Source organism: Salmonella enterica subsp. arizonae, assembly GCF_008692845.1.
GTDB lineage: Bacteria > Pseudomonadota > Gammaproteobacteria > Enterobacterales > Enterobacteriaceae > Salmonella > Salmonella arizonae.
The window spans coordinates 106,021-121,588 of sequence record NZ_VXJW01000005.1 but is presented as its reverse complement, the minus strand read 5'-3'; the positions used below and the strand labels follow the sequence as shown (position 1 = coordinate 121,588).

General features: G+C 47.9%; 15 protein-coding genes and 2 pseudogenes. 3 read left to right on the top strand and 14 right to left on the bottom strand.

The annotated features are described in order from the left end of the window. Positions 1-283 precede the first annotated feature (283 nt). Positions 284-733 carry a winged helix-turn-helix domain-containing protein gene (locus F4V61_RS11455; RefSeq protein ID WP_079781606.1) on the top strand — a complete coding sequence of 150 codons (450 nt, stop codon included), beginning with the start codon at positions 284-286 and terminating at the stop codon, positions 731-733. A 92-nt stretch (positions 734-825) separates the two neighbouring features. On the opposite strand, the gene F4V61_RS11450 is transcribed toward F4V61_RS11455, so the two are convergent. From F4V61_RS11450 to F4V61_RS11390, 13 genes and pseudogenes are all read right to left on the bottom strand, one after another. Further along, entirely contained in the window at positions 826-1,113 is a 288-nt protein-coding gene (locus F4V61_RS11450) for a hypothetical protein (RefSeq protein WP_079781607.1), read from the bottom strand. Positions 1,114-1,151: 38 nt separating this feature from the next. Further along, the gene (locus F4V61_RS11445) at positions 1,152-1,997 is read right to left on the bottom strand and encodes a DsbA family protein (protein WP_000291403.1); all 846 of its coding nucleotides are present in this window, start codon (positions 1,995-1,997) and stop codon (positions 1,152-1,154) included. 65 nt (positions 1,998-2,062) lie between these two features. Then, complete coding sequence (locus F4V61_RS11440) at positions 2,063-2,794, bottom strand: pili/flagellar-assembly chaperone (protein ID WP_161737517.1); 732 nt, start codon at positions 2,792-2,794, stop codon at positions 2,063-2,065. After that, positions 2,760-3,278: a fimbrial protein BcfF gene (locus tag F4V61_RS11435; RefSeq protein ID WP_001257303.1), complete on the bottom strand. Its 519-nt coding sequence runs from the start codon at positions 3,276-3,278 to the stop codon at positions 2,760-2,762. The genes F4V61_RS11440 and F4V61_RS11435 overlap by 35 nt, the downstream gene beginning before the upstream one ends. A gap of 15 nt (positions 3,279-3,293) precedes the next feature. Beyond that, positions 3,294-3,833 carry a fimbrial protein BcfE gene (locus F4V61_RS11430; RefSeq protein WP_001043547.1) on the bottom strand — a complete coding sequence of 180 codons (540 nt, stop codon included), beginning with the start codon at positions 3,831-3,833 and terminating at the stop codon, positions 3,294-3,296. Then, positions 3,834-4,841: a fimbrial protein BcfD gene (locus tag F4V61_RS11425; protein WP_000690877.1), complete on the bottom strand. Its 1,008-nt coding sequence runs from the start codon at positions 4,839-4,841 to the stop codon at positions 3,834-3,836. After that, entirely contained in the window at positions 4,842-7,463 is a 2,622-nt protein-coding gene (locus F4V61_RS11420) for a fimbrial biogenesis usher protein (RefSeq protein WP_012210563.1), read from the bottom strand. Positions 7,464-7,467: 4 nt separating this feature from the next. Next, positions 7,468-8,154 carry a fimbria/pilus periplasmic chaperone gene (locus F4V61_RS11415; protein WP_000754096.1) on the bottom strand — a complete coding sequence of 229 codons (687 nt, stop codon included), beginning with the start codon at positions 8,152-8,154 and terminating at the stop codon, positions 7,468-7,470. Positions 8,155-8,254: 100 nt separating this feature from the next. After that, on the bottom strand, positions 8,255-8,797 hold the full coding sequence (locus F4V61_RS11410) for a fimbrial protein BcfA (protein ID WP_000754414.1): 543 nt from the start codon (positions 8,795-8,797) through the stop codon (positions 8,255-8,257). A gap of 429 nt (positions 8,798-9,226) precedes the next feature. Further along, a complete protein-coding gene (locus F4V61_RS11405; RefSeq protein ID WP_012210564.1) occupies positions 9,227-9,922 on the bottom strand; it encodes a winged helix-turn-helix transcriptional regulator in 696 nt (231 codons plus the stop codon). A gap of 287 nt (positions 9,923-10,209) precedes the next feature. Next, positions 10,210-11,134, bottom strand: a pseudogene (locus F4V61_RS11400) (chitinase); the annotation flags it as partial. 42 nt (positions 11,135-11,176) lie between these two features. After that, positions 11,177-11,482: a hypothetical protein gene (locus tag F4V61_RS11395; RefSeq protein ID WP_232081992.1), complete on the bottom strand. Its 306-nt coding sequence runs from the start codon at positions 11,480-11,482 to the stop codon at positions 11,177-11,179. Positions 11,483-11,573: 91 nt separating this feature from the next. Next, positions 11,574-13,659 (bottom strand): annotated as a pseudogene (locus F4V61_RS11390) (glycosyl hydrolase family 18 protein). 390 nt (positions 13,660-14,049) lie between these two features. On the opposite strand from F4V61_RS11390, the gene F4V61_RS11385 reads away from it, so the two are divergent. Together F4V61_RS11385 and F4V61_RS11380 are read left to right on the top strand one after the other, a co-directional pair. Beyond that, positions 14,050-14,493 (top strand): winged helix-turn-helix domain-containing protein, encoded by a 444-nt coding sequence (locus tag F4V61_RS11385; protein WP_000844349.1) that lies wholly within the window; start codon positions 14,050-14,052, stop codon positions 14,491-14,493. A 16-nt stretch (positions 14,494-14,509) separates the two neighbouring features. Beyond that, entirely contained in the window at positions 14,510-15,043 is a 534-nt protein-coding gene (locus tag F4V61_RS11380; RefSeq protein WP_058818986.1) for a glycoside hydrolase family 108 protein, read from the top strand. Positions 15,044-15,102: 59 nt separating this feature from the next. Here F4V61_RS11380 and F4V61_RS11375 read toward each other — a convergent pair whose 3' ends face one another. Then, positions 15,103-15,447 (bottom strand): phage holin family protein, encoded by a 345-nt coding sequence (locus F4V61_RS11375; RefSeq protein ID WP_000026885.1) that lies wholly within the window; start codon positions 15,445-15,447, stop codon positions 15,103-15,105. Positions 15,448-15,568: the final 121 nt, after the last annotated feature.

Here is a 15,568-nt window from a genome sequence, read left to right as displayed (position 1 = left end):
ATTTATCTTACCTCTTTGTTATTAAACAATTATTTAATTTATGTCATTTCAATCCGAATGCAATAAAAACCCATAAAACCATTCTAAAAAAACATTAAAAACATCTAACACACGTCATAAAAAAAATAAAAAAGCATGATGTTATCCTATTTAATCACAAATGATTCTCTTATTTCTTTGAGATTATCTACGCTTATCCATACTGATGTACGGAGTACTATATCGCCAGTGAAACCCTGACATTGTCAAATTTACCTTATGAATATCAAAATGGAGTTAATTCATGAGAAAATACACTATTAATAACGATTTTATTTATAATGAGTCGTTAAGAGAAATAATATCATTACGTGATAAAAAAGTGCTCAAGGTCACGCTAATGCGTGCACGCTGTTTAAGCTATCTTTTTGAAAACGCTTACAAGAAGTTAATTACGCGGGAGATGATTTCACACGCTGTTTGGGGAGAGCGAAGCCAATTTGTTAGCGATGCCAATCTGACGCAACTTCTTTATCTACTGCGACGAGATCTACAGCAAATCGGGCTTTTCGAGCTGTTCGTCACCCTCCCCAGACAGGGGATAAAAATTGATGAAAGATTTATCATAAACTCTGCTGACATGCCGCCACAATCTATTGAATATCATACTCATCGATATAGTAAAATTATATCTATGGGTATTCCCGCTCTTTTTTTATTGATCGTACTTTTCTTTTTAGCACCGTTTATCTAAAGATAAAGTCTGTAGACCGTGTCCCGGGAAGGTGAGAACATTTTGCATAATATCCTCACACAACACTGACGGGACACCGCCCGCTAACCCGTTTAGTCGTAGACAATACGTAGCACTGTTAATTGCTTATCTTCATCCAAATAATCTTGTTTTACCATTGCATGAGGAGACGATATCGGCGTGGCTATATTTTCGACGAGAATATAGCGTTCAACCCCCTCTTTATTATGGCATTGAATTTCTAAGGTTCCCACGTCATTCCAGCAACCAGCCTCGACAACCGATCCCATAAAATGAATCTGAGCGGTCGGTTTCGTTCTCCCTTCATGAACGATAAAGGAAAGTAAAATCATCAGCATAACGTAACGCATAGTATTCATTTTACTTTCACTCCTGTGCGCTCTCCTCTGCTCGAATATCACCCTTTCGCTTTCTGAATCGCCATTTGCAACATATCCTGAGTCGTGCTTCCCGGTATCACGGCAACCCGTTTTACGTCACCGTTTTGCGTCTGGGGCATGACGACAAAAGCAGGCGTCCCGCTAAAATCCATATGCTGCGCCAGCGCCTGGTTAGTGAGGAGCGCATCATGTACCGCACCTCTGCTTTGCGCTTCTTTTACGACAGCCAACTGCTTCGGCGTCAGATAATGTTGCGCCAGGGTATAGACATCTTGTTCCGTTAACGCACCTTCAACCTTCCCCGTGGCATAAAGCGCATTATGCCAGGCCAGGTATTTCTCTCCCCCCTGTGTAAGCCATACCTGTTCGCCGACTCTTGCCGCCAGCCCGGATACCGGCCAGCGGGAAGAAAATATAGGAAACTCTTTGAAAATAAACCGGGTATCCGGATTCGCCTTGATCAGGTTTTCGACTACTGGCGCCATTTTGCTGCACCACGAGCACTGGTAATCAAAAAACATCACCACTGCCGCTTTTGCATCGGCGGGTCCAACGGAAGGACTGTTACTGCTTAGCAGCTCAGCACGATACTGTAATGCCAGTTGAACATAAGCCTGTTGTTGCGCAATCTGCTGACGCTGATGCAACGTCTCGCTGGCGGCGACCAAAAATTCAGGATGTTCGGCCAAATACGTCGCCACCACTTCACCCACTTTATCCGGATGACTGACGATGTAGGCTTCCGCCGTCGGGCCAATTTGCGACGTCGGGACAGAATCGGCGGCGATTGCCGCGCCGGATACCGCAACGCTTGCCAGCGTCAACATCGCCAGCCGGGAAAGTTTTAACGCGTGATAATACATAATAAAAGTCTCGTTCGATAAGATCGGAAAGCCTCCCGCTATCGGGAGACGCCTGTAAAAATAGGTTAATGCATACGCGTCAGATCCACGGTTTGCGCTGTCATCACCCGCCCATAGTCATTAATACTTTGCCAGCGCACAGTGCAGCGAACCGTGTGTCGGCACCAGTCCGTTTGACGCGTTGCAAAAGGCGCAACCACCCCGGCGTTATTCTGGGCGCGCCCATTGGCGCGCAGCAAAAAGAGCGTAACGTAATAGGGCGTCGGATTACGCACCGTCGCCCCATCGGGGGTAAGGTTCCAGACCAGATGCCGGTAAGCCTGCTGCGGCTCGCCGGCAAGTCCATCAGGGCGATAGAGCAGTTTTAAGGCTGAACGAAACGCCATTTGCACACGGTTCGCTTCCGGTTTACCGGAGGGAATAGCGGCGATACTCAAGGTAAACAGGCTTTCCCTGTCCGCTGGCAGCGGTTCACCCGTATAAACCACCCGCAGCGTGTTTTCCTGGCGCGCTGAAAGCATAAATAATGGCGGCGTGACCACGAATGGCGTGGAATTCCCTGCGCTTTTTGCCCCTGTCCATCGGTCGCCAGGTAAAATATGCGTATCAATTAGCCAGAACGCGTCTGAATGATTACTTACCGGTACGCTTAATGCCGGTGCGCCCGCATGATAGATAAAGCGAGTACCGCCAATAACTACGCCGGCCTGCGCCCACGATACGGGAAGTAAGAACCAACATATCGCCCAGCGTAAAAAGAATTTATTCATATGCAAGAATAAAAGTCGCGGAAGCATTAGCGTCGCCGGTCGCTACCACACCGCCATCGGCAAGATAACGCGCGTAAAATTGCAAATGCGCCGATGCCTGACCCGGACTGAGCGTTGTCACATCACTCTTCTGACCCAGTGGAATTAATGTTTTATTCAGGTCATAAAGCGCGATCCCAATGCCTGAAGCGTCGCTTTCCCCTGCCGTAAGCGCCAGTAAATCCATATTACGACTGTCCGCCGCACCGCTAAAACTGACCGTCACGCCACTGGCTGTGCTACCACAGTTTTGTAAATCGATAGCAAAAGACTGCCAGGCGGAACCGTCGCCCACGCGATAAAATTGCCGTTGAGAAACCGCGCCCATCGACACGTTGATATTTTCCGAACCAGGAGAAAGCGAACAGGTGTTGTCCGTGATGGTTCCGGAGACATAAACCCGCCCATCATGCGCCTGGACGGCGGATGCCGCCAGCAGCATCCCTATGCCGCACAGGATATTGCTACGCATAATTACGATGACTCCTCATTCATACTGCATATCGAAATACATAACCGCCGTTGCGTTCCCGGACGTGACCGTCGGCCGGGTCGATTTATAGCGAATATAAAAAGACAGCGTATTGCGTCCGGCTTTCAACGGATAGACCACCGAGTCGGTATTATTGATACTGACGGTATCCTGATCCTCATTCAGAATTTCCACCCCTATACCGCTTGCCAACATGCTTCCCATTCCGGTATCGGTGATCGCTAATAGCGCGGGATTGTCTGGATCGGGTTCTCCGGTAAACCAGATCTTCGCCCCGGCAATTCCTCGGGAACAATTTTTGAGGTTGATATTAAAGGGCTTAAATTTTGTCGTAGTCCCCGTCGAGGGAAAATCGCCGACCGCAAACTGTCCTAAATCAATACTTTGACTCAGGCTGGAAATATCCATGTCGCAGGTTTGCGCCACAATAGTGCCGGTAAATTCGAGGTTATAAGCAAGGTCGTCAGCGCTGGCATGGATTTCCTGACACAGTATCAGCACAAGAGCAAAAAGCGCGAAGCGTGATTTGTTCATTTAGTCAAAATCCACTCGTAGGCTGGCCAACGCGGTAAACGTCCCTTCCGTGGGCGTTTCTCCTGTCGTACTCACCGGGTAGGCCTGCAACGTAATATTAGCGCGCCCGGCGCTATCGGTGATAAAAGGCGCGACGCGCTGCACATCATTGGGGATAAGCACGTTTCCTTCATCGGTTTCGACCACCACGCCGACATCCGCATTATCCGAAGCGATAGCCTGGGGAAAATGGCTATCCGGCGTAGCGATAAGACGCATCGTTAAATTGACCTGCGAATCCAGACCACTGCACTTTACCGGTACGCTGAATTTTTTCGCCCGTATACCCACGGGCTTTTGGCCTGCATGGCTAAAATTGCCGCTGTATAACGCGCCTAAATTCACCAGAATCGTTTGTCCGGCGTTAATTTCACAGCTTTGCGGTACAGTCACCGTTCCGCTATACATAATGCTGTACACCACGTCCGATAGCGGATCGCCCGTGGCGGTCGTAACATAAACATTGAACATAGTCTTAGGGCTGATATTTACCGTACCAACGAACGGTTTAACAATTTTGAGCTGAAACTCCAGATTTGAGTTACGAATATGAAACGGTTGGCCAGCTTTAACCTGTTCATCATATCCCATCAGGATATTGTTAACTGGTGGATAGGTAGCGCCCACCGCAGAATCCACAATCCGCATTCCTCCTTCAAGGTGGTCCGGGTCCAGCTTTAAATATTTCCAGTTACCGCTCGTTTCTACGACCGGATATTGCGACACATAAGAGCGGTAAATCTGGCTATAAGCCGCCGTACCGGCTGGACACACCACCTGTACATTGGCCTCCTGGTTTTTTTCCAGTTGAACCGTCTTTCCCACCTGGTTTTGTTCTGCCGTCAGAGTCGTCGTTAAATCGTAATTAACACGGGAAGGCACACCGTTAACGTTTTTACACACATCCGCTAATGCGTACTGCGATACGGCACTTCCCATCAGCAAAGTAAATAAAAGATGTATTTTCATTTAATGGCACTCCGCACGTTGTCGACTCAGCGTCTGACGGGAAGAAGGAAGTTGATAGCGCGCGACGCAGTGTTGATTCGGCAGGTTCCCCCAGCGAGCGTACAGAATCCCCTGTGCTGATAGCCCAGAAAGATAGACCTCCCCGGCCTCGTCAACGATCGCCTCCGTATGACGATCGTTCACCGTCACCGTCGCGCCAAAGGGCACAGGCTTACCGTAATGATCCAACGTCAATAATGCGCGCGCGCCGACCCGCGCTTTAAAGCGGGCCAGAACCAACGCGCCTTCGGTCGGTACAACGCGAGTCACCGCGTCATCAATATCGACATCATCGGCCATCGCGTTGACATCCAACGCCATACGATTTTGGCGATACGTTACCGCATACGGAACCACCGCATAGCCGCGCGTATCCGTATGAATCCCCGGCTGGTCGACAACGCCGACATTGGCTGCGCCCGGCGCGGCGACCAAAATATTGGTATTGCCCAGCGGTTGGCTTAGCGTGAGTCCATGCGCGTGCGCCACCAGACCGCCGCTCAGACCATAATTCACCTGTTGGTAATCGCCGTTATCGCTAACGTTATAGCCAATATTGGCATTGCCTTTTGCCCCATCGAACTCCAGGCTGGCGGAGCCGCTTTCGCCAACACCATGGTTTTGATAACCCTGCTGTATGTTGTAACTAAGATTGTTTTCATCCAGCAACGTGCCGTTAAGGCCCGCATTCTGCGTAACGTTACGCTGTTTGTCCGTACTGGTGCTAAGGGTGGCGTAAACATTGTGGCGGCGCGTGACCTCATCATCATGTTGCAGCCATTGGCTTAACGGCACTGAAATGTTCAATGCGAAAATTTTATCGCGCTCTGAATCGCCTGCGGATTTGTTATTGTTGTAAGAAACGCTCCATGCAATGCCCGCCAGCGTATCGCTGTATCCCACCTGCAACAAAGAATCCTTTTCATCGGTATGCCAGTAACTTTGCTGACTGCCGGTAATAAAAAGCGATCCCATCCCGCCTAACTGCTGATTGATATCAAGTTGTACTTTACCTCGCCGGGTATAGTACAGATTGTAATAATCCGCCCATTCCGGCGTGCTTTCATCAGGGTCAGTTCGTTCGTCATTGTCATAGCCGCTCATCTGTTTCCACGCCGTATCATCCAGCGTATAAAAACCCGATGTTGAATAGCGATAGCCCAGGAGCTGTAAATTCGTTCCTGTCTGCGCAAGCGATTTGGCATACAGGAAACGCAGCGATTTCCCCTGGTAGGCGTTGTTATCCGCCAGCGTACTGGTGGCCTGGGTGACATCCAGCGACACCGCGCCCCAATCGCCCAGATTCGCACCGCTACCGATCGCCAGCGCATGATATTTACTGGAAAGTTGCGTTCCGCCATACACCGTAAAGCCATGCGCTAAACCCCATATCAGAGTCGCCTGGCCGAATTTCACCTTCTCTTTTTGGTTGCCATCGCCGCGATACTCTGCAACCGTCGCCGCATACTTCAGGCCCCCTTCTCGTTGCAGAATAGGCACGGCGGAATAGGGCACGTTATAGCGATTAATCGCGCCGTCGGACTCTTTGACTTCAACGGTCAAATCGCCGCTGGCGGCGGTGGGATAAAGATCATTGATTGTAAATGCCCCAGGCGGCATATAACGCTGATTGATGATGTAGCCATTTTGCCAAATGGTCACTTGCGCGTTGCTTCTGGCAATGCCGTGAATGGTCGGCGCGAAGCCCTTCATGCTGTCTGGCAACATATTGTCGTCAGACGCCAACTGTAGCCCGCGAAAAGGAAGACTGTCGAACAATGCGGAGGAGGTATAACTATCGCCTGCCGTCAGTTCTCCCTGCAAAAAGGGCACATCGCGCTCCAGATAGGTACTGATGTGCTGCCAGTCGCTGTCGCTATTCTGATAGCTGCTGTTCGTGTTCCATGTGGAATAGTCGCGTAACCGCCAAGCCCCCAGATTAAGACCACTATTCAATCCAAGAAAATAGCTATTCTCCGCACCGCCGTCTGCGCTACGATCCCGGCTATTAGCGCCGGTAAACGTATAATTCAATAGCAGCGCGTTAATACCTTCATCCCAGTATTGCGGCGGGATATATCCTCTGGCGCTGGTAATCATCGCCGCCTGCGGAATGCTAATATCGAGACGTTGCTGCGCAAAATCAAAGCGGGTCCGGGCGGCCGGTATCGCACTGGCGAGATCCGGGCAACTTCCCGCCGCCGACGTTGCCAACAGCGGAAACGCCCCGGTGTTTACGCCCATATTCTTAAGCATTTCAGGCGTCAGGCAGGCGTGTAATCCACTATCATCGGTTGGCGCGCTTTGTCCCGTCGTTTTCACCGCCTGGAAGGAAACGTCTTTGGTGGCAAAAAACGTATTATTCAGATAAACGTCGACACGGTACATTCCCGCCGCCTGGGCATTACGGGAAAAGGTAGATAAGTCGGCTACCGCAGACGGATCGTCAGACAGAAATGCCGGGTTAAAGTAGTTTTCCGTCCAACCTGGCACAGGCACCAATGCGATAATCAGCGCCAGCCGGGGCAATACGGATTGAGCCACGCCGGAATAATATTGCGTCATGAAAAGCGTATTGCGCATAACATCATGAAGTTGAACAAACACGGGCTGGCGTCGTTGCGCCAAAATCATTTACCGTCCGAAAAGAAACCTGGCCGGGAGTCGCCGGTAGAGTAATCGCTCCTTTCGGCGGCACCATGGTATTCGGCAGTTTTTTCCCCGCGCTGTGCAGTTCAACCAGCGAAACGTAGTATGGCGAAGGATTAACAATCGTTAACTGACCATACTCGTTACGGCAACAAAGCGTCATCGGGGCATGAGTTGGCGCCTCCGCCAAATTTTTCGGGCGAATAAATAGCTTAATCACACTTTGAGTCGCAATTTGCAGGGTGTTGCCGGTCAGTTTATTTTTATCGACAGAGGGTATGGCTTTACTGTTTAAATAAAATACGCTTTCGCGATCGGTTGGTAATGACGGCCCGACATACATAATGCGTAATATATTTTCTTTTTTGGGTTGTATCACAAAGAGAGGCGGCGTAACGATAAAATCTGTCGAGCGTGAACCATCGGCATTCGCAACCCATGACTGAATTAAAAAAACATTACTGTCAGAGGAATTAATAATCGGCAAGGAGGTTTGTTTACTCCCCTGCGGATAAATTACTCTGGTGGCGCCCAACGCAATGCCTCCCGCCTGCGCGGCAAACGACAGGCCGGCCGCCGACAGCAGTAGCAATAATCGAAGAAAAATCGGTGTTGTTTTTTTCATCTACGTAATATCCTGATGCCGTTGGTTTGTTACGCGCCGTGACGCGCGCAACTCCCCTTCCTCGCCTCCCATCTGGCGAGGAAAAAATCCCGATAAGGAATCAGGAATAAACCATGCTAAATGTCGCAGTCGCGGTAACATTACCAGCAGTCGCCGCACCGGTAGCGATATAATCCACGCTAAGCGGAACAACGTTTTCGCCATCGTTCAGGGTAACGGTGCTGGACGTTTCACCGATATTCAGCGCCTGGCCATCAGGTCCATAAATCTGTAATGCCACATTCGTCGCCGAACCTGCGCCAGCAGTATTCGCCAGCGAACCTGGCTGGTTTGCGTCCTGCTGACCATTAAAAATAATCGCCGCATTCTGGCTGATCTGAGTATCACAGTCTTCCAGTTTAATCGTGAAGTCTTCTTTTTGATTCGCCACCATACCGGCCCCGGTTAATTTACTGGCGCGAACCTGACTTAATGTCACAGTCTGATCGACTGAGTCCGCAGAAACAGAACAGGCGGCGTCAACGACCTGCCCGACAAAATTTACCGTACCGCCAGTGACGGTTGTCGTATCCGCTTGCGCGGTGGAGACCATTCCGCCAAAGACAATCGCAGAGGCCATTAATGCTAATACAGTTTTTTTCATTCAAGCTCCTTTTAAATATAAAAACAAGGGTAATCAGATTGTTAACAAAACAGCTACGGATATTGCTTCACAGCAATATCACAGCTTTTTCTTATGCGAAAAAAAGCGCTTTCTTGTTCTGATATAAATGTCAGACAGCAATAAAACAGCCACTCAGCGTCATGAGTTAATCTTTACGTTATAGCGGGATAACAATGTTATTAATTATTAGCACGCTAACATCAAGTTGCAATCATCGACGTTTGGTTTTAAAGGATTAAAACTAAGTTATTGTTTTATATTGATTTTAAATTATCGGATCGGCCAGTACCTTTTAGATGTATTGACTTTCTAAAAATAATTTTCATAGCAATTTAAAATAAAACATTCTATTAACGATAATATGCAGATTCAGCCGCGATATGTAAATATATCGTTGCGTATAGTTCATCAATATGCCACGGGTAGTTTTCCGAGCGCCATGAGCCGACCATTATCGATATGGATATACCCGCCTTTTTTCAGTTCAGACAGAATTTTCATGACCCGACTGCGCGATATCCCAGTACGCCGCTGAATAAAATTCAACACGATAATGTTTTCCCGGTAGGCCTGCGGATAAGCCCAGATTTCAATCAGCAGCGTCCGGACTTTCAGATAAGAATCGACGCCGACTAATTCACGATCGCGCACGCTCATGACCATCAGGCGGTAAGCCAGACAGCGGGCCACGTCGTGCCACAAATCGCATTCATCGACGATCCTTATAAAATCAGGCAGGCGAACAAATCTACCGGTACAGTCCGTTTCTGCGAGCAAAAAGTGTTCCGGTCGCGCCCGGACGTTATAGGTAGCGCCATAGCTATCAACCATCCCCACAATCGACGGCGCGAACGTTGAAGATATATGGAGTCGGTTATCATTCCGGCAGAAAGAAGCGATCCCTGACTCCAGTAACACAATGTAATTTTCATCATTTACCTGTAAATAAAACTCATCGCCGCTCCCCAACGTAAACGGCTGACCAAATGGCAATAATGCCGAAAATAAGGCATCAATCGCCGCGTGAGGTTTAGCCTGCTGAGAAAAAAGGAAAGAATGTAATAAATTCTCATTATTATCTTTAGCAAAAGGATCGTTCATCATTTTTTCATTAACGGTTGTCTACTCAATGTAGCATTACAGTATAACCTCTCAAAATGCGCTTAAATTAATAATAAATAACATCGTTATGCAGTATTTCTGTATTCAAAAAGCACTAATACGCAATATTTTTTGGATTAAGATAATTCTTAACACAAAATGATTACAGAAAGTAATAGCAAATTATGTAAATAGAATGAAAGACAAGGAACTCAGAAAAAGAGGATTCGAAAGAGCACGCCTCCTAATCTCAAACCAATAGTCCAGATTAATGCAAATAAGCAGTGGTATTATCTAAAATATCGTGGAGCGGCATAATACTCTACCATTTTATCCGCCAGCCAGCCGCCGTCCTCGCCGTTAGAATGGATCGTCGTAATACTGATAGTGGAACCGCCTCCCCATAAGATAGAGAAGACGTTAAAGTCCGGCAGGTTCAGCGTCTGCATTTGGCTACAGTCATGCCCTTTATCTTTACGCAAAAAGTCGCCGACAGTCGGGACGCCGTAAGTCGCGCTATTTAGTGCCGTATTGAGTAACTGCAAAGAGAGTGTCTCAGGATTGCTGTCAATGCGGGCGTCCCCCATAAAAAATGTCCCACCAGATGCAAAGTGCGCCGCAGGGATTTTACTCACGCCCTCTTCTACTGTAGGCATATGGCCGCCAGTAATTTGCCAAAGCATGGCGGGCGTCAGCAGCATTTTCGTCACCTGTTTTATCATTGCCAGGTAATTAAGCCAACATGTCGCATTCCAGCCATAGTGAGCAAGCGCATCAGGACTGAAACAATCACGTTCAAATTTATCAAACGCGATAAAGTCTGGCGGATATTTTCCGCTATAAACTCCCAGTTCATGAATAAATCCGGCAATCGCCTGCCCTTCAGCTACCGGATCAGCGGCTTCGCGCAGCACCCAATCCGCCGTTCCTGTCGCCCAGACATTCGTCTGCCAGCCAAAAGCCACATCCGGGGCAAACTGACGAACAAGATAGTTTACCGCCTGAATATAACCGTAAAGATCGTCGCTAAACGTCGGCAACGAAGGCGTGATAAGGCCATGAATAGTCGGTAATGCCTGTATCGCCGCAGTCAGTTGGGCATTCACCTGCACACTGTTTTTTTTCCGTACCACGGCGTAGCTATACAGTCCTTGTTGCATCGCCCCCCAGAAAATCCGGGTTAAGCACAAAGGTGGCCGGGACAGGATGCGTTTTCTGATGAAGATGACGCCAGCGTCAACGTGATAGCGGACATTTTTACCGGTACCTGTGTAGCCACGAGGCTAAACGTTCACCCGGCTGAAAAAGTAACACGTCGCTGTTATTAATGATGATGTCGTTAGTTTCCAGCGTGCCATGCGACGTATTATTCAGCGTAAGCGGCAGGTTCCCTTTGAGCGTACCGCCAATATTTCCCCATGGATCGATATGTCCGGAAGCCGTAAATGTTATCGAGGCATGGTTCATATCGACCGGATTGCCGCTCTCATTGATGAAGGTTAAGGTGACTTTTTGGTACCAGCTATTGACGTCAAATGTGCTGGTATGAATGGAAATGGTCATCGTCAATCGTCTTCTGTCCCTGTTGGAGAAAAGCCCCGGTAAACCGGGGCTTGCATCATGAAGCTCAATGCCTTGTGATGAATTCACGGTATTAGTAAGCGCCCAGGTCGGTCCACGCGCCGCCAGCACCGCAGTTCAGATCCGGTTGATCGCCCTGAGACCACCATTTCACCTGGTAGTTGTGACCTTTCCAGCTTACGATCTCGAAAGTGCCCCAGCTTGCGCCGTAGACAGTATCTTTATCCCACAGTGGATTCGGCGTATTTTCATCTGCCGGCGTATCGTCTTCAGAGGGTGTAACGTTATCTTCTTCAGGCGTCACATCTTCTTCATCCGCGGGTTCTGGCTGGATTTCAGAAGCCGCCGGAACGACTGTCAACACGAAACGCTGTTGAGAAGATGGCTCACCCTGCTCATCACGAACAAACAGTGTGAACTGAAGAGTAGTTTTCGCGCTCACTTCCGGGGTGGTGAACTGAATGACTGACGCGGTTTTGTCCGCAACATCGATTTCGGTCGGTACGCCCCAGCTATAGGTCAGTGCATCGCCATCTTCATCAGAAGAACCGGCACCAGACAGTTGTACGGTAGAACCACCAACAACCAGTAGCTCAATTGCCGCTTTCGGCGCATGATTGACAACCACGGTCTTGTCTTCTTCATCCTCATCTTTCTCGACATTGATGCCTTCGAAGTAGAACGGCTCCATATCAATGACTTCAGATTCGATCTCGTAGCCCAGACCTTCGCGCGCCGCGTTGACCAGTACGCCGTTGTCCTGGTCAACGGTCCAAGTGAATACGCCGCCCAGCCCCAACTTCGCGGCATATTCGCCTTTCGCTTTCACTGAACGCGGCGTATCCAGAGACAGGAACAGTTTTGATTCTGGGTTGTACAGGTAATCCGCATCGGCAACCTGGTCGGTGTAAACATTAAAGCCGTTACGGCCTTTCTGATTTTCCAGATCCAGATAGTTATAGATAACGTCGTACCATTCACTTGTACCCGATTCAAACGTACCGGTAGTGGTGCCGGCACCAGGGTTGTAGCTGCCATTTAAAGGTGAGAAGCTGTTGATTTCAGCATCGCGGCCATTACGAGTGTAACCAGCATAACCGATGTTGATGCGATCGGCTGGGAAGCCTTCCGCCAACAGATGGTCGATAATGGTATCAACACCCCATGCCCCTTTCTCCAGCGCTTTCAGGTTAGTATGGTGAGTCAGCGTCTCTGCCCACGGCGTACCAAAGAAGTCATAGGTCATCACGTTGATGTAGTACAGACCGGCCGACATCAGCGCTTTCACATTGGAATATGCAATGTTGGCAACAACCGCAGATGCCGCAATAGAAATTTTCACATCGCTACGGCCCGCTTTGTCCAGTTCTTTACGCAGTTCAGCAATCAATAGTGCAAAGTTATCACCATCTTCCGGACCATACGGATTGCCTGCGGCCTCTACGTTCGGGTATTCCCAGTCAAGGTCGACTTCGCTGAACATCGGGAACTGTTTGAACAGTTTCACTACGCCTTTCGCGAAGATAGAGCGGGCTTCGGCGCTGGAGGCCATTTCATGGAAGCCGTTACTCATGGTCCAGCCGCCAATGCTCATAGAGAGCACCAGATCGTGGCCCTGCTGTTTAGCTTTCGCCTGCAGATCACGCAACCCCCCCCAGAAAACCTTTGGTGTTGGACTGCGTGACCGTCTTCGGATCAACATCCCAGCCGCTTACTGAGTGGCCGACGTTAACATAAGACTGGAAATCCCCCCACGGATCGAGGAAGGTCGGTTCATATTTTACTTTGCCGCACGCATCTGCCGCTTCCTGCACTACGTCGCGAGACTGTCCATCAATTTTATGAAAGCCAACAATACCAACAAAACCTGCAATAATTTTATCGTAAGCAGTAGGAGAGACTTGAGCCAGATCGTAGCCACGACCGCGTTCTGACGGAGTATCATTGCCCTGTAAACGTCCATCATATTGTGACCAATCGGTGAAGTAGCCAAATACTTTCGGCTTGTTGTCAGCTTTCTTATATTTGTTATACACACGCTTCGCTACGCGGGCAGAAGTATAGCTAAATTTGCTGTCTTCTTTTGCGGGATTAAAACCATCTGCTGCATTGCTGGTTTCAGTAAGCGTATCACCCTGGATCAGTTTGCTGGTAGCCATTTTTTAATTTCCTTTTAAGTTTGAAATTTAGCGCAGTTCGTTCTGCGGGGTCTATAATCCAGGCAGATGCAGAAAGCGGCCAATCACAAAACATCATGTTTTTAGATGATATAAAAATCATAAAAATGAGACTTACCAGACATAACAGCACTGTCTTTCGAAGAAAAAACAACACATCTCGCAGCGCTCTCACTCCTCCCTGGCGAGAACATATTAAATATTATTTATCACGTAATTAAATATCATTTAATTACAATGAAAAAATGTGATTACGCTCGCTATAGACAATGACAATACAATAAAAGCAGTGACATTTATTGGATTAAGATATTCCTCATACAATATAGTCACCATAGGCAAACAGGATGTATATTTCTAAAGGACGATGTTATGAAAAGCTATATCATTAATAGAAGTTGTATTTACAATGAAGATAAATATGAGCTGAGAACGGCCTCAAATTCACAGGTTATTAAAATGACTGCGATGAGAGCTAAGTGTCTCAGTTTCATCATTGAGAATGCTCATCTGGAGATTATCGAGCGACAAAAAATAACCGCCACGTTATGGGGAAGTCGAAGCCACTATGTTAATGATGCAAATCTAACGCAGATACTCTATTTAATCAGACGCGATCTTAAAGCGCTGGGCATTAACGATCTTTTTATTACTATTCCAAGACAAGGCCTCAAGGTTAATAGGGATATATCCATTACCGCGATGGATAGCGAAACAAAGGGAAGAAAAAAGCAGATTATACGGCAAACTATCGCTGCCCTGACGACCGTATTCTCAGTAACGTTAGGTTCACTCATGTATCTGCATATTCACTAAGCAAAGGAAAGGGAAGATGAATCCAATTATAGATGGAATTATAACGCTTGAAGGCGGTTACGTATTTAATCCTAAAGATAAAGGCGGCGCTACCCATTGGGGCATTACCGAAGCAACAGCGCGAGCGCATGGTTATGCTGGCGATATGCGGGATCTAACCCGCGCTGAAGCCTACTCGATTCTCGAAGAGGATTACTGGATAAAACCAGGCTTTAATATAATCTCGACATTATCGTGGTCGATCTCGTTCGAGCTGTGTGATGCGGCAGTCAACATAGGCGCTTACTACCCCAGCGTATGGTTGCAACGTTGGTTGAACGTCTTTAATCACGAAGGCAAACGCTATCCGGATATTCATGTGGATGGCAATATTGGCCCGCAAACGCTTACTGCACTCGAACATTATCTGGCCTGGCGAGGCCAGGAAGGGGAAGCCGTTTTGGTGAAAGCCCTAAATTGTAGTCAGGGTGCGTACTATTTAAACGTTGCTGAAAAGGACCACAATAACGAGCAATTTATTTATGGCTGGATCAAAAATAGAGTGACCTGAATCCGACTAAGAAAATACGCATAAAAGGCTCACGGATGAGCCTGATAGCGCGAGGATAATTAATCTAAATTATTCCCTTCGATAATTTTTTTGATTCTCTGACCAAGAATTTTTAAGATGGGGCCAGCAAAAACACCGCCTAAGCCTGCCGCCAGCAGAACAATGTTAAAACTGCATTCTTTTTCGATCGCAATCGCGCTTAACAAGAAGCTGGTAAAGCAGGAGATAATGATTTGCGTTAAGCAATATTTAATATTTTCATGAGAACTATTATATTCTGTCTTATCTTTGCGTAAAAGATAGCTGACAAAGCCTCCCCACGCACCAATCGCAATAATAGTGAGTAAGATCTCCAGCTCCAATAGCACAACTTCGGTTGTCGATACATGGTTGGGAATAGACATTTTAACACTCCTGAATCATTATAAATAAATAATTAACAAGAAGAGTGTAAGCGCCCTGCCAGGGGGGAGGAAATCAAAGCACATCATTTAAAAACATATTATATCAAAGAATGAAAATGAG